The following is a 24,341-nucleotide window of genomic DNA, read 5'->3' as shown; positions in this document are numbered from 1 at the left end:
CACGGTGACCTGCGCCTTCTAGCGTCCGGCACGGTGCTGACGGCGGCCCGACGGCATGCTGCCGAGCCGCGACGCGTCAGCCCTGTCGACCAGAGAGGGAGAAGGCCGTGGCCACCGAGCAGAGCACATCCGCCGTCACTCGTCGTACCTTCCTGCAGGCCGTCGGCGCCGGTTCCGGCGCAGGCGTCATGTTCGCCACCATGGGTGCCCTGGGGCTCGCACCGACCGCAGCGGCCCAGCCCCGCCCCGAGTCCTGGGTGCCGCCGCGCGGCAGCGACTTCTCGCTCACCGGCCGCTCCGCCAAGAAGGTCGTCGTCGTGGGCGGTGGCCCGGCAGGTCTCACCACCGCGTACGAGCTCCAGAAGGCGGGCTACCGGGTCACCGTGCTCGAGGCCCGCCACCGTGTCGGCGGGCGCACGCTGACGATCCGCGGCGGGGACACCGAGACGGACACCGACGGCGTGACGCAGAAGGCGCGCTTCGCCGACGGCGTCTACCTCAACGCCGGCGCCGGCCGCATCGCGCAGTGGATGGTCACCATGGACTACCTCCGCGAGCTCGGCGTGCCCTACGAGATGTTCACCAACGCGAACGCGGACGCCTACCTCTACAACGAGCGGACGGGCGCCACGCCAGGCAACCCGGTCCGCTACCGCACGGCCAAGGCGGACGTGTTCGGCTACACCTCGGAGCTGCTGCACCTGGCCACCGACCAGGGCGCGCTCGACCAGCGGCTGACCGAGGCCGACAAGGAGAACCTGCGCTCGTTCCTGCGCAGCTGGGGGTCGCTGCGCTCCGACGGCACCTACGCGGGCGGCAGCAACCGCGGCTACGCGGTCTACCCGTCGGCGTGGAACGAGCACGGCACCCCGCTGCCCGGCCCCGGGTCGGTCTCCGAGGTGCTCGCCTCGCGCGTGGGCCAGTACTTCCCCTTCGAGATCAACTGGGAGCAGTCGATGCTCATGTTCCAGCCGAAGGGCGGCATGGACACGACGTACCAGTACATGGTGCGGGCCATCGGGGCGCACAACGTGCACCTCGACTCACCGGTGACCGGCGTGCGGACCACGGACCGCGGCGTCACCGTCACCTACACGCAGCACCGGAAGCAGCGGCAGCTCACGGCCGACTTCGCCGTCGTCACGGCGCCGGCCGGCCTCATGCGGGGCTGGGACACCACGTGGGGCCCGCAGGTCGACGCGGCGCTGGGCGAGTTCGCCGTCGGCTCCCCCGCCGGCAAGATCGGGCTCCAGTACCGGTCACGGTTCTGGGAGGACGACCACCGCATCTTCGGCGGCATCACCGAGACCGACATGGACCTCGCGCACATCTGGTACCCGTCCTCCGGCTACGGCGAGCGCAAGGGTCTGGTCGTCGGCTACTACAACACCGGGACGAACGCCCGCACCTACGCGGACCTGTCACCGCGCGAGCGCGAGGCGCGGGCCGTCGCGCAGGGCGTGAAGATCCACGGCGAGAAGTACCGCACCGAGCTGGAGAGCTCGTTCTCGGTGGCCTGGCACAAGGTGCCCTACATCGAGGGCGCATGGGCCTACCCGGACACGTCGTCGGCCGGGTTCCGGCTGCTGCAGCAGGGCGCGGGCAACGTGTACTTCGCGGGCGACTGGATGTCCGAGGTCTCCGCCTGGCAGCACGGCGCTCTGTGGTCGGCGCGGTACGCGGTGCAGGCGCTGCACCAGCGCGTCATGGCGAGCTGACCCACGACCCGGACGCGGCGGCGCCCGCCTGCTCCCCGCCGCGAGGCGGACGAGCGGGCGGGCGCCGCCGTCGAACGGTCAGGAGCCGCTGTAGTTCGGGGCCTCGACCGTCATCTGCACGTCGTGCGGGTGGCTCTCCTTGAGCGAGGCCGACGTGATGCGCACGAACCGGCCGTTGGCCTGCAGCTCGGGCACCGTCCGCGCGCCGGTGTAGAACATCGTCTGGTGCAGGCCGCCGATGAGCTGGTGCGCGACGGTGGCCAGCGGGCCCTTGTAGGCGACCTGGCCCTCGATGCCCTCGGGGACGATCTTGTCGTCGCTCGTGACCTCGGCCTGGAAGTACCGGTCCTTGGAGTAGGACTTCTTGCCGCGCGAGGACATGGCGCCCATCGAACCCATACCGCGGTAGGTCTTGAACTGCTTGCCGTTGACGAGCACCAGGTCGCCCGGCGTCTCCTCGCAGCCCGCGAACAGCGAGCCGAGCATCACGGTGTCGGCACCGGCGACGAGGGCCTTGCCGATCTCGCCCGAGTACTTGAGGCCGCCGTCGGCGATCACGGGGACACCGGCCGGCTTGCAGGCGAGCGACGCCTCGTAGACCGCGGTGATCTGCGGCACGCCGACGCCGGTCACGACACGGGTCGTGCAGATCGAGCCGGGGCCCACGCCGACCTTCACGGCGTCGGCTCCCGCGTCGACGAACGCCTGCGCGCCCTGGCGCGTGGCGACGTTGCCGCCGATGACCTGGACGTCCCGGGTGGCTGGGTCGGTCTTGAGCCGCTTGACCATGTCGATGAGCATGCGCACGTTGCCGTGCGCGGTGTCGGCCACGAGCACGTCGACGCCGGCGTCGATCAGCGCGGTGGCACGCTGCCACGCGTCACCGAAGTAGCCGATGGCCGCGCCGACCATGAGGCGGCCCTGGGAGTCCTTCGACGAGTCGGGGAACTGCTCGGACTTGACGAAGTCCTTGACGGTGATGAGCCCGGTGATGCGGCCCTCGCCGTCGACCAGCGGCAGACGCTCCAGCTTGTGCTTGCGCAGCAGCAGCGTGGCGTCGTCGCGGGAGATGCCCGCAGGGCCCGTGATCAGCGGCTGCGGGGTCATCACCTCGTTGACCTTCGTGGTGGCCCACTCGGCGACGGGCGTGAAGCGCAGGTCGCGGTTGGTGACCATGCCGATGAGCTTGTTGTCGGCGTCGACGACGGGGAAGCCGGAGATCCGGAACTGGCCCGCGAGGGTGTCGAGCTCCTCGAGCGTGGCGTCCGGGCCGATCGTGACGGGGTTCGTGATGATGCCGGTCTGCGTCCGCTTGACCAGGTCGACCTGGTAGGCCTGGTCCTCGATCGAGAGGTTGCGGTGCAGCACGCCCAGGCCGCCCTGACGCGCCATGGCGATCGCCATGGCCGACTCGGTGACCGTGTCCATCGCCGCGGACAGCAACGGGATCTTGAGCGAGATCTCGCGCGTCAGCCGCGAGGTCGTGTCGATGTCCGACGGCGCCAGGTCGGAGTAACCCGGCAGCAGCAGGACGTCGTCGTAGGTGAGTCCGAGGAAACCGAACGGGTCGGCCGGCGAGGTCTGGTCCGTCATGCAGCAAGTCTACGGCGGGTCCGGCGCCCGTCACCGGCCGGCCCGTGGTACGCCACCGAGGCGTGCGTCACCTCGACCTGAGGACGGCGAGCACCTCGTGCAGCAGCCCGGTGAACGACCGCACACGCTGCACCGTCGGGCCGAACGGGAGGTCCGACGCCGCCGCGTCGGCCCGGAGCCCGACGAAGATCGGCAGGTCGGGATAGCTCTCGTTCACGGCGTGCACGACGTCGAGGTCGGGCTTGTTCTGCGTCGTGGCGAGCACGACCGCCGTCGGCCGGACCATCGTGACGAGCTCGACCGAGCGGTGCGTGCTCGCGGGACCCGTGACGATGCGGGCCATCGATCCCTGTGCGGCCAGCGCCGCCGCGAGCGCGTGCGCGGAGAGGGGAACGACCTCGTCGGGGGCCGCGAAGACCAGCACGATCTTGCGCATGCGGCTCGGGTGGTTGGCCGGCGGACCGCCCGCCTCCACCACGGCCCGCTCGAACTCCTCGGTGTAGTGGCGCAGCGCCCGCAGCGCGGCGGTCGCGAGCACGACCTCCGGCATCTCGCCGGGGCCCGCGAGGACCGTGCGCTCCGAGAGGCGCAGCCACGCCGGCTCGACGAGGTCGGTCCACCACGAGGCCGGGTCCCCGTCGGGCCCCAGCACGAGGAGGTTGTCGCACGCGGTGCGGCTGTAGGCCAGGGCCGCGTCGACCAGCGCGGACACCCGGCCCGACGACGGGGCGGGTGCGCTGACGGACCGCGGTCCGCTCGCGGCGGGAGGCCCGGCGGCCGGCCCGGCCGACGTCGCGCCGCCCGGCAGCGCGCGCAGCCGCGCCCGTCCGCGGGGCTCCTGCTCCGGCTCGGGGGCCTGGTCGTCGTCCGCCCCGTCCCCGCCCGGGGCCCCGACCGTGCCGAGGAACTGCTCGGTGAACCCGTCGTCGTGGTCGCCGTCGGCGTCGTCCGCGTGCTCGTCGCCCTCCACGTGCACGGCGGGCAGCGCCGGGGCGGTCCGGGCGGCGGAGGCGAGCTCCGTGTCGTCCGCCTCGACGGCGGCGCGGGCGGCGTCGACCGGCGCGACGCCCTCGAGCGTGAGACGGCGCATGACCAGCAGCCGGGCGACGTCGTCCGGCGTGTAGCGGCGGTGCGAGCCGGCGGTCCGCCCCGACGGGCCGAGCCCGTACCGGCGGTCCCAGGTACGCAGGGTCGCCGGAGCGACCCCGAGGCGCCGGGCGACAGCCGCGACCGCCAACCCGGGGCTGGACGTACGAGACCCGCCCGGGTTCTGGGCGGGCCGCGAGGAAGTCATGGACTCGATTCTGCCGACCCGGCCCCTTCCGCGCCACTGCGAAATCCGGCGTGCCGCCGATCTCCGTCGAATTCGGTTCACATCCGAACAAAACCGGTCAGCCGTGGCGCGGTTCGAGCGCGCACCGGTCTGCGTCACGTCTGGATCGAATTGCCCCTTGAACAACTTCTGCACAACTTGTAGGTTGTTCGCCATGACGGAGATCTCGAGGCTTCCCGGTCCGGTGATGGAGCTGTGGGAATGGCAGTACCAGGGCGCATGCCGCGACGCGGACGACACCCTGTTCTTCCACCCCGAGGGTGAGCGGGGCTCGACCCGCCGACGGCGCGCCGAGGCGGCGAAGGCCATCTGCCGCTCCTGCCCCGTGATGATGCAGTGCCGCGAGCAGTCGCTGCGCGTGCGTGAGCCGTACGGCGTGTGGGGCGGGCTCAGCGAGGACGAGCGGTCGGCGATCCTTGCCGGCAAGTCCGTCTCGGCCTGACGCCGACGCACAGGATCTGGACAACTTCCTGCACCAGCTCTGACGCGGACCGACACGCGTCGCTGGTCTCCGCCCTGAACGTGTCCTGACGAATCATCCCCAATGGCCGTCCGGACGCAGAGCAGAGGGCCCCGCACCGACCGGTGCGGGGCCCTCTGCGTCACACAGGGCGGGGCTGAGCTCAGCCCACGACCACGGCGAGGACGTCGCGGGCCGAGAGCACCAGGTACTCCTCGCCCGCGTACTTGACCTCGGTGCCGCCGTACTTGGAGTAGATCACCTTGTCACCGACGGCGACGTCCAGCGGCACACGGTTGCCGTTGTCGTCGATGCGGCCCTGGCCCACGGCCAGGACCTCGCCCTCCTGGGGCTTCTCCTTCGCGGTGTCAGGGATGACCAGGCCGGAAGCGGTCGTGGTCTCGGCCTCGAGAGCCTTGACGACGATCCGGTCCTCGAGCGGCTTGATGGGGACCGACACGTCGGACCTCCTCTTTCGTGAGCGGATCGAAAGATCTGCTTCGGGATGGACTTAAAGGGGCTCGAACGTTCGACGGTCCGCCGTCGTCGCGGGTGCCGGCGGGCACGAACGTCTTCGTCCTCCACGGCGGCCCCCGAGCGGGGCCCACCAGCGGTGGACACCCCAAATCTAGGTCGGCGCTAGCACTCGGTCAAGGCGAGTGCCAACGGCGTGAGCCTGGTCACTCCGGGCCGCCCCGCGCGCCGGCCCGAGGCCTGGGAAGACGCCGCCGCCACCTCGCGATCTCGCCATCTTCACGAAAAGGTTGGTTCCGGTCACTCGCCATGACCAGCACAAACATGGAAAGATCTTCCCATGGATGCGGCGATTCTGAGCAAACTCCTCACGCCTGAAGGCTGGACCCTGCTCGGTTCGCTCCCGCCCTACGACGAGCGCCAGGCGATGAAGACCGTGACGTCGCTGCGGGACCGCGGCGTCGCACCGGACCTCGCGGCCGCGGTCGTCACCCAGTCGCGCCTGCGCGCCCGCGCGCGGGCGAAGTTCGGCGACTTCGCGGACGGCATGCTGTTCACCGCCGACGGCCTGGAGCAGGCGACGCGGCTCCTCGTGGCCGCCCTGCACGCCCGACGCTACCTCTCCGCCGGCGTCACCGCGCTGGCCGACCTCACGTGCGGCATCGGCGCCGACTCCCTGGCCTTCGCCGGCACGGGCCTGCGCGTCGTCGCGACCGACCTCGACGAGGCCACCGCCGCCATCGCGAGCTGGAACCTGCGCCACTTCCCCGAGGCGGAGGTGCGGCACGGCGACGGGCTCGCCCTCGACCTGCGCGCCGAGCGCATCGACGGCCTCTACGCCGACCCGGCACGGCGCACCGGCGGCGGGGCCGGCGGACGCAGCCGCCGCATCGTCGACCCGCGTGCCTACGCCCCGCCGCTCGACGCGGTCTGGGCGCTGCGCGAGACCGTGCCCGCCGTCGGCATCAAGGTCGGCCCCGGCATCGCGCACGAGGGCCTCCCGGACGACGCGGAGACCCAGTGGGTGTCGGTCGACGGCGACGTCGTCGAGGCGGGGCTGTGGTTCGGCCCGCTCGCGCCCGAGGGCCCCGGCCGCTCGGCGCTCGTGCTGCGCACCTTCACCGACGAGGACGGCAAGGAGCACACGCTCAGCCGCACCGTCCGGGGCGACGACGACGCGCCGGAGGTCGGCGCCGTCGGGCAGTACCTCTACGAGCCCGACGGCGCGGTCATCCGGGCGGGCCTCGTCGGCCAGGCGGCCGCGGAGCTCGGCGGGCGGCTGGTCGACCCGACCATCGCGTACGTCACCACCGACTCCCCCGCCGACCTGCCGTCGGCCCGCCCGGCCGAGCCGGCCGGGGCACAGGCGCCGATCGCCACCGGCTACCGCGTGCTCGACACCATGCCGTTCGGCCTGAAGCGGCTCAAGGCGTACCTGCGGGAGCGCGGCGTCGGCCGCGTCACGATCAAGAAGCGGGGCACCGCCGTGGTGCCTGAACAACTTCGCAAGCAGCTCGTGCTCACCGGGACCGAGGAGGCGACGATCGTGCTCACACGCGTAGCAGGGAATCAGCAGGTGCTGGTGGTCGAACCACTGGGCGCCGCATGAGCTCGCCGGTCAAGCTCGGGTTCGGCGAGTCCCCGCGGTCGACCGTGGGGATCGAGTGGGAGATCGGCCTCGTCGACCCGGCGAGCGCCGACCTGGCCCAGTCGGCGCCGCGCGTGCTGCAGGCGCTCGCCCGGGACGACGCCGTGGCCCCCGCGGGGGACCCCGGCCACGCCCCGCAGGTGACCGGCGAGTTCATGAAGAACACGGTCGAGCTGGTCAGCGGGGTCTGCCGGACGGTCGGCCAGGCGGGTGCGGACCTGCGCCACCTCATGGACCGCGTGCGGGCGGTCACGGACCCGCTGGGGCTCGAGCTCATGGGCGGCGGCACGCACCCGTTCGCGCGCGGCGCGGACCAGGAGGTCGACGACAAGGAGCGCTACGCGCGGATCCTCGACCGCACCGGGATCTGGGGCACGCAGCTCATCATCTGGGGCCTGCACGTCCACGTCGGCATCGAGAGCCGGGACAAGGCGCTGCCCCTCATGAAGGCGATGCTCACGTACTTCCCGCACCTGCAGGCCCTGTCGGCCGGGTCGCCCTACTGGGCGGGCGAGCACACCGGGTACGCGTCGAACCGGTCGCTGCTGTTCCAGCAGCTGCCGAGCTCCGGGCTGCCCGTCGCGTTCGAGACGTGGCAGGAGCTCGAGGCGTACGCAGGCGACCTGCAGCACGTCGGAGCGGTCGAGGGGTTCAACGAGGTGCACTGGGACGTGCGCCCGTCGCCCGCGCTGGGCACGCTCGAGGTCCGGGTGTGCGACGGCCCGACCAACCTCACGGAGGCGCTGCAGCTCTCCGCGCTGGTGCACTGTCTGGTGGAGCACCTGTCCACGCTGCTCGACCAGGGCAGGGACCTGCCCGTGCTGCCGCCCTGGTTCGTCCGGGAGAACAAGTTCCGCTCGGCGCGGTACGGGCTCGACGCCACGATCGTGCTGGACGCCGAGGGCAACCAGGGTCCGGTCACCGACGCGATCGCCAAGCTGCTCGTCGAGCTCGAGCCCGTGGCGCACCGCATCGGCTGCGCGGCCGAGCTGGCGGGCGTGCGCGACATCGTGCGCACGGGCGCGTCCTACCAGCGGCAGCAGGCGGTCGCGGCGGCGCACGACGGCGACCTGACCGCCGTCGTGCGCGCCATGCTCCGGGAGATGCGGGAGGGCTGCCCGCTGCCGCCGGGGTGAGGAGGGTCAGACGATCCGGGCCGCGTCCTCGAAGCTCAGGCGGGGGGCGCGGGGGCGGGTCGTGTCCGCGCCCTCGGCCACGCTGACGTTGATGACGAGGAAGCTCTTCCAGCCGGTGCCGGCGAGGAACTCGGCGTCGATCTCGTCGTAGTTGCCGTGCATCGGGCCGGCCGCGAGGCCGGCGGCGCGCAGGCCGACGATGAAGTAGCCGGCCTGGATCTCGCCGCTCGTGCGCGCGGCCTCCGCCCGCGCGGCGGCGTCGCCCGCGAACATGTCGCGCGCGCCGGGCATGTGCGGCACGAGGACGTCGAGCCGCTCGTGGAAGTCGGTGTCGTAGGCCAGCACGACGGTCACCGGCGCCTTGGCGACGCGCTCCTGGTTGTTCTCCGGCACGCGCTCCACGAGGCGCTGCCGTGCCTCGGGGTCGCGGACGACCAGCAGGCGCAGCGGGCTCGTGTTCATCATGGTCGGACCCCACTTGACGAGGTCGTAGACGGCGGCGAGCTGCTCGTCCGTCACCTCGGCGTCGGCGAAGGTCGTCACGGTCCGCGCCGTGCGGAACAGGCGGTCAGCGGTGGCGTCGTCGATGGCGAGGCCGGGGGCCTCGGTCAGAGTCTCGGTCATGCCGGGGAGAACACCGGGTGCACCGCAAATAATTCACGCTTGAAGTATGACGTCCGCCACAAAGCGGCACCAGACCGCCCCTCCGGGGGCGACCAACTAGGCTGGAGCCCATGGCAGATCCCCTGGTCCTCGGTATCGAGACCTCCTGCGACGAGACCGGCGTCGCCTTGGTGCGCGGCGACGAGCTGCTGGTCGACGCGGTCGCCAGCTCGATGGAGGAGCACGCCCGCTACGGCGGCATCATCCCCGAGGTCGCCAGCAGGGCCCACCTCGAGGCCATGATCCCCACGATCCAGAAGGCGCTCGGCGAGGCCGACGTCGACCTGTCCGAGGTGGACGCGATCGCCGTGACCGCCGGGCCCGGCCTCGTGGGACCGCTGACCATCGGCGCCTCGGCCGCCAAGGCCCTGTCGATCGGGCTGAACAAGCCGCTGTACGGCGTGAACCATGTGATCGGGCACGCGTGCGTGGACCAGCTCGTCGACGGCCCGCTGCCCGAGCGCGCGATGGCGCTCGTCGTGAGCGGCGGCCACAGCTCGCTGCTGCTGGTCCAGGACATCGCGACCGACGTCGTCGAGCTCGGCTCGACCCTCGACGACGCGGCGGGCGAGGCCTTCGACAAGGTCGGCCGCCTGCTCGGCCTGCCCTACCCGGGTGGCCCCCACATCGACCGCCTCGCTCGCGAGGGCGACCCGACCGCCATCCGCTTCCCCCGCGGCCTCACGGCCGCCAAGGACCAGGCCAAGCACGCCTACGACTTCTCGTTCTCCGGCCTCAAGACGGCGGTGGCCCGCTGGGTCGAGGCCCGCACCGACGCCGGCGAGGAGATCCCCGTCAACGACGTCGCGGCGTCCTTCGCCGAGGCCGTCGCCGACGTGCTCACCGCCAAGACGATCGCGGCCTGCCACCGCAACGGCGTCGACACCCTCGTCATCGGCGGCGGGTTCTCCGCCAACAGCCAGCTCCGCGAGATGGCGGCCAAGCGCTGCGCCGAGGCAGGCATCGACCTGCGCATCCCGCCCATCCGCTACTGCACCGACAACGGCGCGATGATCGCGGCCCTCGGTTCGGCCGTGGTGCGCGCCGGTGTCGCGCCGAGCGCGCTCGACATCCCCGTCGACTCGTCCATGCCCCTGACGACCGTCACGGTCTGAACGGCCACCGGGGGCGCGCCGCGCGGCGCGCCCCCGGTCCTCGCCGTCAGTCGACGGCCGGACGCCGCCGCCGGTACCGGGCGAGCAGGATCGCCCCCGTACCCAGGACCAGCAGCGCTAGCGCCACGGTGATCAGCAGGGCGACCTCGGCACCCGTCGCCGCGAGACCACCGGGTCCGTCGGCGGTGCCGGCCGGGTCGTCGGATGAGCCGCCCGTCCCCGGCTTGCCCGGCCCCGGGATCTCGGTCGGCTGCGGGTCCGCCGTCGGCTCGGCGCCGGGATCGGTCGGCTCCGCCGACGGGCTGGTCGACGGCTCGGGCGTCGGCTCGTCGGACGGCTCGGGCGTCGGGTCCGGCGTCGGGTCGGGCGTCGGGTCCGGCCCGCCGGGCTCCTGCGGGCGGAGCTCGTCGACCGTCACCGCCCCGGTCTCCAGCCAGGCCATGCCCTGGTAGTGGATGATCGGCGTCTGCGCCTCGTACGTGGCGACCGCCCAGGCCGGCGTGGCCTCCGGCAGCGTGAAGGACCGCGTGACCACGGGGCCCTGCTCGGTGACGACCTCCGTCGGGACGCCCTCGCTGTGGAACGGGTCCTCGGCGTACCGCTCGGGCCCCTCGCCCACCTCGAGCCAGAAGCCGGGCGAGTACGCCGCGTGGCGGAAGCCCACCTCGTACGCGACGGGCCGCTCCGGGTCCTCCGGGTCCTCGGGCGCGGACAGGTGCGCCCAGAGATCCTGCGTCACCTCGGGCACCGCGTCGGCGCACCGGGCCGGGCCGTCGGTGTTCTCGTACGTGCCGACCAGCGCGTCGTCCGCGAACAGCTCGACGCGCGTCACCCCGGTGAGGTCGTACGTCTCGGCGTTGCTCCCCTCGGGCGCGTAGCCCGTCGCCTCGATCCGGCCGCCGTCGCAGAGGGTGTAGCGCACGAGCGGGTACAGGGCCGTGCCGGAGCGGTTGTCGACGGTCACCTCGAGGCGGTCGGGGTCGTCGGCACGCGGGGTCAGCCCGACCGTGCTGGGCTCGATCGGGTCGGGGGTGAGCTCGGTGGTGAGGCTCGGTCCGTCCGAGCCGTCCGCGAGCCGCACCGTGAGGGTGCCGACCAGCGGCTCTGCCGCCGCCGGCACCCGGGCGCTCTGGTAGGACAGCGTCGGGAGCCACGGGTTGGACGGCAGCTCGTCCACCGTGTCGAGGTAGGTCTCCCCCGTCCGCGCGTTGACGATCGTCGCGCGCACGGTGCCCGCGCCGGAGTAGCTCGCGTCGAGCTCGACCCGAGGCCGCCCGTCCCAGGCCCCGACCGCGTAGCCCCACAGCGAGCTCAGGGTCACGGGCGAGACGCGGAACCGCTCCGACACCTCCGTGCCGGGCCCGCGCAGGGTGACCGTGTGGTCACCTTCGGCGAGGTCACCGGGCAGCGTCACGTACCAGTCCAGGCGGCCGGACGCCGCGGCGGCCCCGGTACGCAGCGGCGTGGCCGAGCCGTCCACCACGACCTCGTGCACGACGTCGCCGGCCAGGCCGGTCGCGGTCACGCGGAGGTCGCCGCCCGCACGGGCCCACTCCGGCCCCACCGTCAGGCGGGGCTCGCCCGGCTCCTGCGGCTCCGCCGTCCCGGCGTCGACGGTGACCAGCGTGCGCAGGCCCGTGTCGCCGAAGGAGACCGCGCCGAGGTAGGCGCCGGGGGCCAAGTCCCGCCACGAGGCCGTGACGACCGGCCGCTCGCCGAGCGTCCCCTCGAGCGTGGCCGGGTCGGTCGTGAACCCGCCCTCGTCCGCCGCCGGGTCGAGCACGAACGACGTGAGCGTGTAGTCGAGGGCCTCGGGCTGCCGGGTACCGCCGGCGTAGAAGTCCACCTCGACGACGTAGGTGCCCGGCGCCGGGGCGGTCACGTCGACCTGCTCGTCGGCCGACCCCGTGGCCGACTGGTCGACCCGCTCCAGCCCGCCGAACTCGCTCTCCCGGAACAGGAACAGGTCCAGGTCGGCGGTGTCGTCGCCCGCGTCGAGGGCGAACCGCGCGTGCACGGCGCCCTCGGGCACGTCGACCGCGTAGCGGTGGGTCGGCCCGCCGACCGTCCCCGTCCCGCCGGTGACCTCACCCCGGGCGAGGCCATCGGCCGTCAGGGGCAGGGTCGCGGTCTCGCCCACGCCGGCGGCGATCCGGACGTCGCCGGTCGTGCCGGTGCCGCTCACCGCCGCCGGCACGTCGAGGGCCACCGAGCGCACGGCCAGCGCGCTGCGCACCGACGGCACGTCCTCGCCGGACCACGTGAGGTAGCCGGAGGTGACGTCGCCCAGGGCGGCGTCCCGCCGGGTGAACGTGATCGCGACGTCCTGCTCCTCGCCGGCCGCGCCGAACACCAGCGTGGCGGGCTCGACCGTCACGTCGACGCCGGGCATCCCGGTCACCGCGGCCGTCCATGTGCCCGCCTGCGCCGCCGTGACGGTGCGCGTGACGGTCTGGGAACCCGCGAGACCGCCGATGCCGACCGAGGGCAGGTTGAGGTCGGACGGGTCCACCGGCGGCACGCCGAGGTCGTCCGCGCCCACGCCCGCGACGTAGGCCTTCCAGTCGTCGAGCCCCGCGAGGTAGAGCAGGCCGGGGCGCAGGTACGCCGCAGGGACGACCTGCCCGTTGCCCTGCGCCGCGGGGTCGGGCGCCGGTGCGCCGTCGCCGTCCACGGTGTCCGCCGCCGAGGTCATCAGCGCCGACTTCACCTCGGCGACGGACGCGGACGGCCGCTCGCCGAGGTAGAGCGCCGCGAGGCCGGCGACGTGCGGGGACGCCATCGAGGTGCCGGACATGAACACGTGCACGCCCGCGGCAGGGGCCGGGTTGGCGCCCGCAGCGAGGACGTTGACGCCGGGGGCGGCGACGTCGGGCTTGATGAGGTCGCCACCGTCGACGGTGACCGGTCCGCGCGACGAGAAGCCCGCCACCTGCGGCACCGGGCGCGTCGCCTCGCCGGTGGTGTTGCCGTCCTCGAGCGTCACGGTCGCGTCGACCGACGCCGCATACTCGGTGAGCGCCGCGAGCGCGGTGCTGTCGACGTGCACGGTGGGCACGCTGTGCGCGTCCAGGTCGAGCGAGCTCGTCTCGGGGTTGACCAGCACCATGCCGATGCCGCCGGCCCGCGCGACCTCGGCAGACTTGGCCACGCGGTCGACGGTGCCGCGCCGGCACAGCACGATCGTCCCGGCCACCTGCTCGGGATCGAGGGTGGAGGGTCCGCACAGCTCGGGCTCGTCGGCCCCCGCGGCGCCGACGGCGGCGGCGTCGACGAACGGCCCGGTGAGCCCGCCCTCCGGGACGGTGACGGAGGCGCCGACGAACGCGTCGCCCGCTCCCGTGCGCACGGTGGCGTCGGACGAGGGGTAGGTCGTCGCGGCGACGGTCGTGATCCACGGGGAGAGGTTGTCGACGGTCGACTCGTCCGGCCCGGAGTTCCCGCCGGCCGCCGCGACGAACACGCCCGCGGCGGCCGCCGCGAGGAACGCCTGGTCGACGACGGAGTAGGTGGTCCCTGGCGAGCTGCCGATCGAGTAGTTGATGACGTCGACACCGTCGGCCACGGCGTCGTCGATCGCGGCGAGCAGGTCCGCCGTCGCGCAGCCGTCGTCGAGGTCGGTCTGCGGGTCGGCGCCCGACCAGCAGGCCTTGTAGACGGCGATGCGGGCGGCCGGGGCGACGCCGGAGACGACGGCGGGCACGGGCGAGGTGACCTCGACCCCGGTGTTGCCTGCGGCCGTGCTCGCGGTGTGCGAGCCGTGGCCGCCGCCGTCACGGGGCGAGAGGTACTCGCCCACCTGCTCGGAGCCGATGTTCGCCGCGCCGAACCCGTCGACGTAGTAGCGGGCGCCGATCACCTTGGTCGTGCAGTCGCCGGCGTCGAACTGGACGCCGGTGACGCACCGGCCCCGGAACGTGCCGCCGTCGGAGCGCTCGTAGGTGATCGTGTCGCCGTCGAGGTACGGCTCGTCGCCGGGCGGGGTCCCGAGGGGCTCGCCGGCGAACGACGGGTTCTCGGGCGCGATGCCGGTGTCGACCACGCCGACGACCACGCCGGCCCCGGCCTCCTCGACGCCGCCGACCGACGCCCAGACGCCGTCGTCCCCGGACAGCCCGAGGTAGTCGGTCGAGGTGGCCATGCCGGGCGTGCCCGCCGCTCCGGACTCGTCGGCGACGTGCACGATCTCGTTCGGCACGACGGCGGACACGCGCGGGTCGGTGAGCAGCGCCGAGGCCTGCTCGGCCGTGAGGTCGGCGGCGAAGCCGTTGGTCGTCACGGTGTAGGAGGCGAGGGGTTCGACGTCGACGTCCTGCGCGACGTCCTGCTGCCTTCCGGCGAGGTAGCTCCGGTAGGCGCGGGCGTCGGGGCCGGACGCCCGCAGCCGGGCGCCGTCGGGCACGGCCGTCGCGCGCAGGCCGCCGATCCCGCCGTCGTAGGTGGCGACGGCGGAGTCGCGCAGCACCACGACGTACCGGCCGTCCTCGAGCCCGGCGCCGGGGCGGCCGGCGCCCGGCGCCTTCTCGTCGGCGAGGGCGACGGCACCGGGAGGCAGGTCGGCCGGGTCGAGGCCGGCCGACGGTGCCGCGGCGCCGGGCACGGCGGAGGACAGGACCAGGACGGCGGGGAGCAGGGCCGCGGTCAGGCGGCTGGTCGGTCGGGAGGCGCCGGGCCCGGCGGACCGGGTCGGCAGTGGTCGTACGCGCACGCGGGACGTCCTTCGGAGAGCTGGGGGCGCGGCCCCGCACTCGGTGCCGCTCGCCTCCGTTGGTACAGACCACCGCATCCGGGACGCAATGCCGCCGGCTGTCCGGAACCCGACGCTGGCAGAGATCGGTCAGCCACGAAACAGCGCTGTCACGCGGGAGTAACCGCGGCCGCGCGTCAGATCCAGCCGCGCCGGGCCGCCTCGGCGCCCGCCCGGAACCGGCTCGTCGCGCCGAGCGTGTCCATCAGCTCGCGCAGCCTGCGCCCGAGCGTCCGCACCGAGATGCCGAGCTCGCGGGCGATCACGTCGTCCTTGACCTCGGCCACCAGCAGGGCCAGCAGCTCCCGCTCCTCGGGCGTGGGGGCCCGGCCGCTGCCCGCCCGGCCGGGCGCGGGCCGGGCCTCCCGCGCACCGTCGGCACGCCACTGCCGCAGCGGTTGCGCCCGCTCCCAGTAGCTCTCGAACATGAGGCACAGCGCCTCCACCAGCGGCGGCGACGCCGTGACGAGCGCCTCGGGGGTCTCCTCCGACAGGTTGAGCGACACCAGGGCCAGGCGCCGGTCGATGATCGCGAGCTTCACCGGCACGGTCGAGGTCACGCGGGCCCGCTCCCCCATCGCGACGTCCTGGCGCACCCGCTCCAGCCGGCCCGGCAGGTCGAACGACGCCGCGCCGTAGACCGACCGCCACACGACGCCCCGGCGGATGGCCAGCCCCTCGAGCGAGTCCGTCGGCGTCACCACGTAGGGCGGCCGGTCGAAGCCGAGGAACTCCTCCTCCACCTCGTGCCCGAGGCGGCCGTACCAGTCCGCGATGTCGGCGTGCCCCGAGAGGAGCCGCGTCAGGGTCGGCGCGTGCGCGTCCCGGCGGGAGTCCTCGAACACGGACGCGAGCTCGGGGATGTGCTCGCGCAGCAGGTTGAGCCGGGTGCCCTGGTCGTCCGTGAGGGCGCGCAGCGCGCTGCGCGGGTCCACCGCCGCGAACCGCGCCGTGCCGTCGACAGGCAGCACCAGCCCCAGGTGCCCGAGGTGGTCGAGCCACGCGTCCGCGACCGGCTCGCCGACCTCCATCGCGGCCGCGAGCTCGGTCGCCGAGGCCGCCCCCACCGAGAGGACGTGGCGGTAGGCGAGCTCCTGCTCGGGTGCCAGCCCGACGACGGCGAGGAGCCCCGACGCAGCGTCCGCCCGACGTGCCATCTCTCGCTCCTGTCCGCGGCGCCCGTGCGCCGGCGGGCGCCAACATTATCAATGTGCATGTACCTGGTGACCCGTCCGCACCCGGTTTCACCCGACCGTCCGCGAGCGCGGCCCCCGCCCGGCGCGCTCCGCGCTCTACGCTGCCACCCGTGCCCGACAGAACGCTCGAGAAGCTGGAGCCGGTCCCCGTCATCGAGACGGCTCACCGCCTGCGCGACCGCATCGGTGCGCGCTTCCCCGACCGCGGCATCCACCGGGTGGCCCAGGAGCTCGCCGCCCTCACCGAGCAGGTGGCCGACACGTCCGCGGACTCCCGCCGGCGCAGCCGCCTGGTCCGCGGCGGGTCGCACGGCCTCATCACCCTCGTCGTGCTGGTGGCGGTGGTCGCGTTCGGGTTCGCCGTCGACTCGGCCTTCACCGAGGCACCCGACAACGGGCTCGACTGGCTCCCGCTCATCGAGAGCGCGGTCAACGACCTCGTGTTCGTCGCCGTCGCCGTCGTGGTGCTGCACTCCCTGCCGCAGCGCGTCCAGCGGTCCGACCTGCTGACCAAGCTCCACCGGCTGCGCTCGCTGGCGCACATCATCGACATGCACCAGCTCACCAAGGAGCCGGAGAGCCTCCGCGACGCGTTCGCGGGCAGCCTCGACGACCACGACGTCGACCTCACGCCCGAGCAGGTCGAGTACTACCTGGAGTACTGCACCGAGCTGCTGTCCATCGTCGGCAAGGCGGCGGCCCTGTGCGCGGAGGAGTCGCAGGACGACATCGTGCTGAACACCGTGTCCACCATCGAGACGCTCACCATGGGCATGTCCCGCAAGGTGTGGCAGAAGATCTCCGTGCTCAACGACGAGCGCGTCGACCCCTGAGGTCAGGCGCCCGTCGCCACCTCGCGCGACGGGTCGTTGGACCACTGCGACCACGACCCCGGGTAGAGCGCGGCGGGCACCCCCGCCACGGCGAGCGCCGCCACCTCGTGCGACGCCGTCACCCCCGAGCCGCAGTACACGCCGACGGCGGGGTCGCCGCCCGCGGGCACGCCGAGGTCGGCGAACCGCCGCCGCAGGTCGGCCGTGGACAGGAACCGCCCGTCGGGCCGCAGGTTCTCGGTGGTCGGCGCGCTGACCGCACCCGGGACGTGCCCGGCCTGCGGGTCGACGGGCTCGACCTCGCCGCGGTACCGCTCGCCCGCACGCGCGTCGAGCAGCACGCCCGCGCCGTCGGCCAGGGCGGCCGCCTCGTCGGCGTCCAGCACGGGCATCCCGCCCGCCCGCACGACGACGTCGCCCGGCTCGGGCGTGACCTCGCCCGGCTCGAGGGCGAGCCCCTGCGCGGTCCACGCCGCGATCCCGCCGTCGAGCAGGCGCACGTCGGCGACGCCGAAGTAGCGCAGCAGCCACCAGGCGCGGGCCGCGGAGGTGCCCCCGACGGAGTCGTAGACGACCACGCGCGAGCCGGCCGAGACGCCCCAGCGGCGCGCGGCCTCCTGGAACGCGGCCGCGGACGGCAGCGGGTGGCGCCCGTGGGCGGGTGAGGCGTGCGCGGCGAGCTCGGTCTCGAGGTCCACGTAGACGGCGCCCGGCAGATGGCCCGCCCGGTACTGCTCGTGCCCGTCGGTCATGCCGAGGGCCCAGCGCACGTCGAGGACGACGGGCCTCCCCTCGGCCGGGTCGATGGCCGGGCCGGCGCCCGCACCGACCTGGAGGTCGGCCGCCAGCGTGGCGACGTCGACCAGCACTCGTTCCCTCACGCGGCGTCCCCCGTCCGGTCGTCCGGACCGCCTGTCGGACCGTCCACCGGGGCGTCCGCCGTCGCGTCCGGGGCGGCCGACAGGTCGAGGCGCATCGTGTACGCGTCCTTGTCCTCGGGCTGGTAGTAGCGCTTGCGGACGCCCAGCACCTCGAACCCGAAGGAGCGGTACATCTCGATGGCGGGCTGGTTGTCGACCCGCACCTCGAGCAGCACCGCGCCGGCCTTGAGCTTGCGCGAGCGCTCGATGAGCGCGGTCATGAGCTGGCGGCCCACGCCGTGCCGCTGGGCCGCGGGGTCGACGCCGATGGTCATGACCTGGGTGACGTCGCCGTCGAACCACAGCCCCGCGTAACCGACGACGGGCTGGTCGCCCGCCCGGTCCAGCCGCTCCGGCTCGGCCACGACGTACCACCGGCCGAGCGCGGCGAGCTCGTCGGCGAGCATGCCGTAGGTCCAGGCGCCGCGACCGAAGAGCTGGCGCTCGAGCTCGAGCACGCGGTCGAAGTCGGCGCTGCGCAGCGGGCGCAGCCGCACCTCCGTGATCACGCGGCACCTCCCTGGACGCTGCCCCCGAGGGCCGGAGCCGTGCGGCTCGGCTCGTGCACGTCCGGACGGCGCAGGTAGAGCGGCTCGGACGGCTGGTCCTCCCCGGCGTCCCGGCGCACGAGCGCGATCCGGCCGAGCACGGTGGCGTCGGGGACCGCGGGGGCGTCGTCGACCACGGGGAGGAACTCGGGGTAGAGCATGGCGCCCTCGCCGATCACGACGGGCTGCTCGTCCGGCTCGCCGGTGAGCTGCGCCTGCGCGACGAACCCCGCCCGGTCGACGCCGGGGCCGTCGAGGCGCTCGACGACCGGCAGCCCGTGCGACCCCTCGTGCGCGACCACGCGGTAGCGCGCCCAGTAGACCTCCTTGCGGCGCGCGTCCGAGGTCGCGAGGATCTCGGTGTCCGGCCGCAGCCCGAGGTCGCTGACCGCCTGCACCGCGAGGGCGTCGAGGCTCGGCACGCCCAGCACCGGGACACCCAGCGACAGCGCGAGCGTGCGCGCCGTGACGAGCCCGACGCGCAGGCCCGTGTACGGGGCCGGGCCGGTACCCGCGACGACGGCCGTCAGGTCGGTCCGCGCGACCCCCGCCTCGTCGAGGACCTCGGTGATCAGGGGTGCGAGCGACTCGGCGTGCCTGCGGCGCTCGTCGGAGGAGCGGGACGCGAGGCGCGTGCCGTCCTCGCCGACGAGGGAGACGGCGACGGCTGCGGAGGTGTCGAGAGCGAGAACGGCCACGCGACCAGGGTATTACGGCGGCGCGACGGCGCCGAGGAGGCGCTCAGCCCCGCAGCACCCCGAGGTCCACGCCGGCCCAGCGCGGCCCGACGGCGCGTACCGTCGCCGTCCGCGTCCCTGCCTCGGGGTCGTCCTCGAGACCGTCCACCGCGCCGGACCCTGCACCGGACCCTGCACCGGACCCGGGGACGGCGCCCCGCGGGCGCTCCAGGTCGATCTCCAGGCGGTCGTCGGCGAGCGCCTCGGCGAGGCCGCGCCCCCACTCCACGACCGTCACGGAGTCCTCGAGCGAGGAGTCGAGGTCCAGCGCGTCGAGCTCGCCCAGGCCGCCGAGACGGTAGGCGTCGACGTGCACGAGCCCCGGACCGCGCGTGCCGTCCTCGCGGGGCAGGGGCGGGTGCTCGCGCGCCACGATGAACGTGGGGGACGCCACCTGGCCGCGCACGTTCAGCGCTGCCCCGAGCCCCTGGGTCAGGGTCGTCTTGCCCGCGCCGAGGTCGCCCGTGAGGATCACGAGGTCCCCGGCACGCAGCAGCCCGGCGAGCGCTGTGCCGAGGGCGCGGGTCGCGTCGGCGTCGGGCAGCTCGAGCGTGACGGCCTCCGACGTCGTGGTGCCCGGTTCACTCACCGGCGGTCTCCCTTCCTGCCGTGCCCACGTAGACACGGGGCACACGGGCCCCGAGACGGGTCACGATCTCGTAGCTGATGGTTCCTGCGGCCTGCGCCCAGTCCTCGGCGTTGGGCGCCCCGGCACGGGTGAGGCCGTCCGACGCGCCGAACAGGGTGACGACGTCGCCCGCCTGCTCGGGGGCGTACGGGCCGAGGTCGATGACGACCTGGTCCATGCAGACCCGCCCGGCGATGCGCAGCACGCGGGCGGTGCCGAGCCCGGCGTCGGGGGCCGCGACGTCGTCCACGCCGCCGCCGACGAGGACGGGGCCGCCCGGGCCGAGCGAGCCGCCCGAGGCGTGGCGCGGGATGCCGTCGCCGTAGCCGAGGGGGATCACGCCGAGCACCGTGTCCTGCGTCGTCGTGTAGGCGTGGCCGTACGAGACGCCGTGCCCCGCCGGCACGCGCTTCACGGTCGCGAGCCGGGCCTCGAGGGTCATGGCGGGCCGGAGCCCGTGGTCGCCGGGCACGGCGAGCTGCGGCACCGGCGAGAGCCCGTAGACGGCGATGCCGGGGCGCACGAGGTCGTAGTGCGCGGCGGGGTTCGTCAGCGTCGCGGCGGAGTTGGCGATGTGCCGCACCTCGATCGGCAGACCCGCCGCCTCGACGGCGCGGACCGCCTCGTCGAACGCATGCGTCTGCATCTTGACCGACGGGTCGTCCGGCTCGTCGGCGAGCGCGTAGTGCGACATGACCCCGACCACCGTCAGCGCGCCCTCGGACTGCAGCGCGGTGGCGCGGTCGAGGACGGCGGGCAGGTCGCCGGGCATGATCCCGTTGCGCCCGAGCCCGGTGTCGACCTTGAGGTGCACGCGGGCGGCCCGGCCGACGGCGCGGGCGGCGTCGGCGAGCTCGTCGAGGGCCCAGGCGCCGGCGACGGCCACGTCGACGTCCTCGCGCACGAGGTCGGCGAACGGGGCGCCGGGCGAGTAGAGCCAGGTGAGCACGCGTGGCCCGGGTCCGACGGCCGCGCGCACGGCGAGCGCCTCCCTGGTCTGGGCCGCGCCGAGCCAGGTCGCCCCGCCCGCGAGCGCGGCGCGGGCGGCGGGGGCGAGCCCGTGCCCGTACGCGTCGGCCTTGACCACACCCATGACCTGCGCGGACCCGGCGGTGGACCGCAGGGCGCGCACGTTGTCGCGGATCGCGTCGAGGTCGACGATCGCGCGGGCGGGGTAGACGGGGGTGGTGCTCATCGGTTCGATTCTCGCACCTGCGCGGGCCACGCGGAGAGTGTGCGGCGGGACTCGAAACGGCGCGGCCGGCCCGACAACGGGTCGGTGAGCTCGAGCGACCGGGCGAGGAGCTGCAGGGGCCTGGCGTGGTCGTCGGGGTCGGTGGCGCGCAGCTCGGGCCAGAAGGGGTCGTGCAGCAGCGGCAGGCCGAGCGAGGCCATGTGCAGGCGGAGCTGGTGGGTCTTGCCGGTGTGCGGCTCGAGCCGGTAGAGACCGAGGCCGGAGGCGTCGTCGGCGGCCACGAGCGTGACGACGGACTCGGCGTTCGGCTCGCCGGGCACCTCCTCGGCGCGGGTCACGCCGCGGCGCTTGACGATGCGGCTGCGGACGGTGCGCGGCTCGCCCGGGGCGAGCGGGACGCCGTCGGGCAGCGTGCCGCCCCGGGGCGCGAGGGGCGCGACGGCCTCGTAGACCTTGCGGACCTCGCGGCGGGCGAACGCCTCCTGGTAGGCGCCGCGGACCTCGCGGCGCACGGTGAGCACGAGGACGCCCGCCGTGCCGCGGTCGAGCCGGTGGGCGGGCGACAGCTCGGGCAGGTCGAGGGCCGTGCGCAGGCGGACCAGCACGGTCTCGCGGACCCAGCGCCCGCGCGGCATGGTGGCGAGGAAGTGGGGCTTGTCGACCACGAGCAGGTCGTCGTCGCGGTGCAGCACCTCGGGCTCGAAGGGGACGTGCTCCTCGTGCTCGGGCGGGTCGCGGTAGAGGTAGAGGAAACCGCGGGGCTCGTACGGCGTGGTGGGGCCCACCGGCTCGCCGTGCCCGGTGACGACCTCACCGAGCGCGACCTTCTCGCGCAGGCGCTCCTCGTCGGCGGCGAAGCGGTGCAGCAGGTAGTCGAGCGCGAACGGGAAGCGGGCGACGGTGGCAGGGTCGTGCGGGAGCACCAGCCGGGTGGGGTTGAGGCCCTCGCGCACCGGCAGCGGCGGGCGGTGCGGCGCGGGGCCGGTGCGGCGGCGGGTGGTCACCCCGCCACGGTAACGCGGCGCGTTCCCCCGGCCGCGTGTCCGGGTGCAGGATGAGCGGGTGACCCTCTACGACATCCCCTTCACGACCATGGACGGCGCCGAGATGACGCTGGCCGAGCACGAGCGCGACGTCGTGCTCGTGGTCAACGTGGCCTCGCGCTGCGGGCTCGCCCCGCAGTACGCGACGCTCGAGGAGCTGCAGAAGCGCTACCAGGACCGCGGCTTCACGGTGCTCGGCTTCCCCAGCAACCAGTTCCTGCAGGAGTACGGCTCGAACGAGAAGATCGCCGAGTTCTGCTCCATGACCTACGGCGTCACCTTCCCGGTGCTCGACCGGGTGCGGCTGAACGGGCGGCACACCCACCCGCTGTACGCCGAGCTGAAGAAGACGGCCGACGACACGGGCCACTCGGGCAAGATCCGCTGGAACTTCGAGAAGTTCCTCGTGCTGCCCGGCGGCGACGTGCGCCGGTACGCACCCAAGACCCTGCCGGACGACCCGGCGATCGTCCGCGAGATCGAGGCGCACCTGCCGCGCTGAGGTCCTGGCCGTCGCCGACCGGGCGGCGGCACCCGGGCCCCGTCACCCGTCGTCCATGGGCGCGAGCGTGAGCCGGATCGACACCGGGGCCACGTCCGCGACGTCGCCCACCCAGCCGACCCACACCCGGGTGAGGCCGAGCTCACGACCCGGCTCGGGATCCTGCTCGACCAGCCGGTGCCGGTGCACCAGCGACCGTGCCGTGTGCTCGCTGAGGGTCAGGACGTCGATGACCAGCACGTCGACCCGGTCGAGGCCGAACGCGAGCCAGTCCTGACCCACCCGGAGGGAGAGCGTGTCGAGTGCCGACAGGCGGGACATCACCGCGCTGAATGCTGTACTTGTCATGCACCCCAGACGCGCGAACCGTCCGGAGGTCACAGCACTTCGCGAGAATGTTGCAGACGACTTTTCCGCGGGCCCGCGGACACGTCGGGCCGTACCACGACGAGGCCGTGCCCCGGCGTCGGCCGGCCCGTACGCTGAGGGCATGGAGACCGACCGGTTCCGGCAGGCCACCGCGGAGGACGCCCGTGCGCTCCTCGACATCGAGCGTGCCGCCGGGATCGCGGCCCTCGGCCACATCTTCCCGCCCGGTCTCTACCCCTTCCCGTCCGACGAGGTGCTGGCGAAGTGGGAGTCGGCGCTGACCGAGCCCGACGTCCGCGTGCTCGTGCTCGACGACGAGGCCCACGAGGGCCGCCTCGCGTGCTTCGTGGCCCACGACCGCAGGCTGCTGCGGCACCTGGCCGTGCACCCCTCCCGCTGGGGCACCGGGCTCGCCCGCGCCGCCATGGACGCGGCCGTCGCGGAGATGACCGACCCCCGCCTGTGGTGCCTGGCGGACAACGACCAGGCCATCGGCTTCTACGAGCACCTCGGCTGGCGCCGCACGGGCCGCACGCAGCAGGCCGAGTACCCGCCGTTCCCCGACGAGGTCGAGATGGTCCTGCCCCGGGGCTGAGCGACCCCTACAGCTCGACCAGGCCCGCCCGGTACCCGAGCACCACGGCCTGCGTCCGGTCGCGGGCGCCCAGCTTCGCGAGCACCGACGCCACGTGCGTGCGCACCGTCTCCACGCCCACCACGAGCGCCGCGGCGATCTCGGCGTTGGTCAGCCCGTCGGCCACCAGTCCCAGCACCTCGCGCTCGCGCGGCGTGAGCGACGGCGCCCCTCGGGCGGCCCGCGGTCGCGTACGCACCAGGTCCCGCAGCGCCTGCGGGTACAGGAGGCTCTGCCCGACGGCGACGGTGCGGACCGCCTGCACCATCTCGTCGGCGCGCGCCCGCTTGAGCAGGAACCCGGAGGCGCCCGCCGTGAGCGCGTCGAGCACGTAGCCGTCGTGCTCGAACGTCGTCACCACGAGCACCCGCGGCGGGTCCGGGAGCCGCAGCACGAGCTCGGTCGCCCGCAGCCCGTCCACGCCCGGCATCCGCACGTCCATGCAGACGACGTCGGGCCGCAGCGCCCGCGCGAGCTCGACCGCCTCGGCCCCGTCGCCGGCCTCGCCGACCACCTCCAGGTCCGGCTCGGCGTCGAGGACGAGGCGCAGACCGCTGCGCACCAGGGGCTCGTCGTCCGCGACGAGCACGCGGACCGGGGCGTCAGGCACGGGGTTCCTCCTTCGGGAGCACGGCAGGCAGGGTCACCCGCAGCGCCCAGCGGCCGTCGTCAGGTCCTGCGCTCACGGTGCCGCCGAAGAGGGCCGCGCGCTCGCGGATCCCGGCCAGCCCCCGCCCGCCCGACGCGCGGCGCCCGCGCCGCCCGGCGACGGGGTTGGCCGCCTCGACGTGCACGGCGTCGGCGTCGTGCCGCACGGCGAGCGTCACGGGGCCGGGGCCGCCGTGGCGG

The 24,341-nt window shown here is 74.2% G+C and carries 22 protein-coding genes and 1 pseudogene; 8 read left to right on the top strand and 15 right to left on the bottom strand.

Going from position 1 to position 24,341, the window contains the following annotated elements; all coding sequences use genetic code 11:
- Positions 1-107: 107 nt before the first annotated feature.
- Positions 108-1,718, top strand: coding sequence for a flavin monoamine oxidase family protein (locus HLB15_RS05270; RefSeq protein WP_171104256.1), 1,611 nt, complete (start codon positions 108-110; stop codon positions 1,716-1,718).
- Between the two features lie 78 nt (positions 1,719-1,796).
- On the opposite strand, the gene guaB is transcribed toward HLB15_RS05270, so the two are convergent.
- On the bottom strand, positions 1,797-3,311 hold the full coding sequence (gene guaB / locus HLB15_RS05265; RefSeq protein ID WP_171104255.1) for an IMP dehydrogenase: 1,515 nt from the start codon (positions 3,309-3,311) through the stop codon (positions 1,797-1,799).
- 67 nt (positions 3,312-3,378) lie between these two features.
- Positions 3,379-4,605 carry a MerR family transcriptional regulator gene (locus HLB15_RS05260; RefSeq protein WP_171104254.1) on the bottom strand — a complete coding sequence of 409 codons (1,227 nt, stop codon included), beginning with the start codon at positions 4,603-4,605 and terminating at the stop codon, positions 3,379-3,381.
- A 193-nt stretch (positions 4,606-4,798) separates the two neighbouring features.
- Between HLB15_RS05260 and HLB15_RS05255 the strand changes: the two genes are divergently transcribed.
- A complete protein-coding gene (locus HLB15_RS05255) occupies positions 4,799-5,086 on the top strand; it encodes a WhiB family transcriptional regulator (RefSeq protein WP_020016179.1) in 288 nt (95 codons plus the stop codon).
- A 181-nt stretch (positions 5,087-5,267) separates the two neighbouring features.
- On the opposite strand, the gene groES is transcribed toward HLB15_RS05255, so the two are convergent.
- Positions 5,268-5,564: a co-chaperone GroES gene (groES, locus tag HLB15_RS05250; protein ID WP_171104253.1), complete on the bottom strand. Its 297-nt coding sequence runs from the start codon at positions 5,562-5,564 to the stop codon at positions 5,268-5,270.
- 354 nt (positions 5,565-5,918) lie between these two features.
- On the opposite strand from groES, the gene HLB15_RS05245 reads away from it, so the two are divergent.
- The gene (locus HLB15_RS05245; protein ID WP_171104252.1) at positions 5,919-7,187 is read left to right on the top strand and encodes a class I SAM-dependent methyltransferase; all 1,269 of its coding nucleotides are present in this window, start codon (positions 5,919-5,921) and stop codon (positions 7,185-7,187) included.
- Positions 7,184-8,362, top strand: a complete 1,179-nt coding sequence (locus HLB15_RS05240; RefSeq protein ID WP_171104251.1) for a glutamate--cysteine ligase — start codon at positions 7,184-7,186, stop codon at positions 8,360-8,362. The genes HLB15_RS05245 and HLB15_RS05240 overlap by 4 nt, the downstream gene beginning before the upstream one ends.
- 6 nt (positions 8,363-8,368) lie before the next feature.
- Here the strand turns inward: HLB15_RS05240 and HLB15_RS05235 are convergent, their stop codons facing one another.
- Positions 8,369-8,986 (bottom strand): malonic semialdehyde reductase, encoded by a 618-nt coding sequence (locus HLB15_RS05235; protein WP_171104250.1) that lies wholly within the window; start codon positions 8,984-8,986, stop codon positions 8,369-8,371.
- A 110-nt stretch (positions 8,987-9,096) separates the two neighbouring features.
- On the opposite strand from HLB15_RS05235, the gene tsaD reads away from it, so the two are divergent.
- Positions 9,097-10,140, top strand: coding sequence for a tRNA (adenosine(37)-N6)-threonylcarbamoyltransferase complex transferase subunit TsaD (tsaD, locus tag HLB15_RS05230; protein ID WP_171104249.1), 1,044 nt, complete (start codon positions 9,097-9,099; stop codon positions 10,138-10,140).
- Between the two features lie 46 nt (positions 10,141-10,186).
- On the opposite strand, the gene HLB15_RS05225 is transcribed toward tsaD, so the two are convergent.
- Entirely contained in the window at positions 10,187-14,848 is a 4,662-nt protein-coding gene (locus tag HLB15_RS05225) for a S8 family serine peptidase (protein ID WP_171104248.1), read from the bottom strand.
- Between the two features lie 176 nt (positions 14,849-15,024).
- Complete coding sequence (locus HLB15_RS05220; RefSeq protein WP_171104247.1) at positions 15,025-16,044, bottom strand: helix-turn-helix domain-containing protein; 1,020 nt, start codon at positions 16,042-16,044, stop codon at positions 15,025-15,027.
- A 149-nt stretch (positions 16,045-16,193) separates the two neighbouring features.
- Between HLB15_RS05220 and HLB15_RS05215 the strand changes: the two genes are divergently transcribed.
- Positions 16,194-16,916, top strand: a complete 723-nt coding sequence (locus HLB15_RS05215; protein WP_171104246.1) for a hypothetical protein — start codon at positions 16,194-16,196, stop codon at positions 16,914-16,916.
- A gap of 2 nt (positions 16,917-16,918) precedes the next feature.
- Here HLB15_RS05215 and HLB15_RS05210 read toward each other — a convergent pair whose 3' ends face one another.
- From HLB15_RS05210 to HLB15_RS05185, 6 genes are read right to left on the bottom strand one after another with little or no spacing between them, the layout of a single operon-like run.
- Complete coding sequence (locus tag HLB15_RS05210) at positions 16,919-17,797, bottom strand: sulfurtransferase (protein WP_171104245.1); 879 nt, start codon at positions 17,795-17,797, stop codon at positions 16,919-16,921.
- Entirely contained in the window at positions 17,794-18,345 is a 552-nt protein-coding gene (gene rimI / locus HLB15_RS05205) for a ribosomal protein S18-alanine N-acetyltransferase (RefSeq protein WP_171104244.1), read from the bottom strand. Before rimI ends, HLB15_RS05210 begins: the two co-directional genes overlap by 4 nt.
- Entirely contained in the window at positions 18,342-19,082 is a 741-nt protein-coding gene (gene tsaB, locus HLB15_RS05200; RefSeq protein ID WP_171104243.1) for a tRNA (adenosine(37)-N6)-threonylcarbamoyltransferase complex dimerization subunit type 1 TsaB, read from the bottom strand. The genes rimI and tsaB overlap by 4 nt, the downstream gene beginning before the upstream one ends.
- Positions 19,083-19,125: 43 nt before the next feature.
- Complete coding sequence (gene tsaE / locus HLB15_RS05195) at positions 19,126-19,710, bottom strand: tRNA (adenosine(37)-N6)-threonylcarbamoyltransferase complex ATPase subunit type 1 TsaE (protein WP_171104242.1); 585 nt, start codon at positions 19,708-19,710, stop codon at positions 19,126-19,128.
- Positions 19,703-20,944, bottom strand: a complete 1,242-nt coding sequence (gene alr, locus HLB15_RS05190) for an alanine racemase (protein ID WP_171104241.1) — start codon at positions 20,942-20,944, stop codon at positions 19,703-19,705. Before alr ends, tsaE begins: the two co-directional genes overlap by 8 nt.
- Positions 20,941-21,948 (bottom strand): pseudouridine synthase, encoded by a 1,008-nt coding sequence (locus HLB15_RS05185; protein WP_229784944.1) that lies wholly within the window; start codon positions 21,946-21,948, stop codon positions 20,941-20,943. The genes alr and HLB15_RS05185 overlap by 4 nt, the downstream gene beginning before the upstream one ends.
- A gap of 58 nt (positions 21,949-22,006) precedes the next feature.
- Between HLB15_RS05185 and HLB15_RS05180 the strand changes: the two genes are divergently transcribed.
- Entirely contained in the window at positions 22,007-22,489 is a 483-nt protein-coding gene (locus HLB15_RS05180) for a glutathione peroxidase (protein ID WP_171104240.1), read from the top strand.
- 42 nt (positions 22,490-22,531) lie between these two features.
- On the opposite strand, the gene HLB15_RS05175 is transcribed toward HLB15_RS05180, so the two are convergent.
- Positions 22,532-22,837 (bottom strand): hypothetical protein, encoded by a 306-nt coding sequence (locus tag HLB15_RS05175; RefSeq protein ID WP_171104239.1) that lies wholly within the window; start codon positions 22,835-22,837, stop codon positions 22,532-22,534.
- Positions 22,838-22,979: 142 nt separating this feature from the next.
- Here HLB15_RS05175 and HLB15_RS05170 point away from each other — a divergent pair, with 142 nt between their 5' ends.
- The gene (locus tag HLB15_RS05170) at positions 22,980-23,453 is read left to right on the top strand and encodes a GNAT family N-acetyltransferase (protein WP_171104238.1); all 474 of its coding nucleotides are present in this window, start codon (positions 22,980-22,982) and stop codon (positions 23,451-23,453) included.
- A gap of 7 nt (positions 23,454-23,460) precedes the next feature.
- Here HLB15_RS05170 and HLB15_RS05165 read toward each other — a convergent pair whose 3' ends face one another.
- Positions 23,461-24,102, bottom strand: a complete 642-nt coding sequence (locus tag HLB15_RS05165) for a response regulator (protein WP_171104237.1) — start codon at positions 24,100-24,102, stop codon at positions 23,461-23,463.
- Positions 24,095-24,341 (bottom strand): annotated as a pseudogene (locus HLB15_RS05160) (sensor histidine kinase); the annotation flags it as partial. The pseudogene HLB15_RS05160 and the gene HLB15_RS05165, both read right to left, overlap by 8 nt.

This window comes from Promicromonospora citrea, from assembly GCF_013004695.1.
GTDB classification, from domain to species: domain Bacteria; phylum Actinomycetota; class Actinomycetes; order Actinomycetales; family Cellulomonadaceae; genus Promicromonospora; species Promicromonospora citrea.
This window is presented reverse-complemented; position numbering and strand designations above follow the sequence as displayed.

Coding starts and splice junctions, on each gene's coding strand:
- guaB (WP_171104255.1), bottom strand. CDS start 3,311: ATGACGGACCAGACCTCGCCGGCCGACCCGTTCGGTTTCCTCGGACTC.
- HLB15_RS05260 (WP_171104254.1), bottom strand. CDS start 4,605: ATGACTTCCTCGCGGCCCGCCCAGAACCCGGGCGGGTCTCGTACGTCC.
- HLB15_RS05255 (WP_020016179.1), top strand. CDS start 4,799: ATGACGGAGATCTCGAGGCTTCCCGGTCCGGTGATGGAGCTGTGGGAA.
- HLB15_RS05245 (WP_171104252.1), top strand. CDS start 5,919: ATGGATGCGGCGATTCTGAGCAAACTCCTCACGCCTGAAGGCTGGACC.
- HLB15_RS05240 (WP_171104251.1), top strand. CDS start 7,184: ATGAGCTCGCCGGTCAAGCTCGGGTTCGGCGAGTCCCCGCGGTCGACC.
- HLB15_RS05235 (WP_171104250.1), bottom strand. CDS start 8,986: ATGACCGAGACTCTGACCGAGGCCCCCGGCCTCGCCATCGACGACGCC.
- tsaD (WP_171104249.1), top strand. CDS start 9,097: ATGGCAGATCCCCTGGTCCTCGGTATCGAGACCTCCTGCGACGAGACC.
- HLB15_RS05220 (WP_171104247.1), bottom strand. CDS start 16,044: ATGGCACGTCGGGCGGACGCTGCGTCGGGGCTCCTCGCCGTCGTCGGG.
- alr (WP_171104241.1), bottom strand. CDS start 20,944: ATGAGCACCACCCCCGTCTACCCCGCCCGCGCGATCGTCGACCTCGAC.
- HLB15_RS05175 (WP_171104239.1), bottom strand. CDS start 22,837: ATGACAAGTACAGCATTCAGCGCGGTGATGTCCCGCCTGTCGGCACTC.
- HLB15_RS05170 (WP_171104238.1), top strand. CDS start 22,980: ATGGAGACCGACCGGTTCCGGCAGGCCACCGCGGAGGACGCCCGTGCG.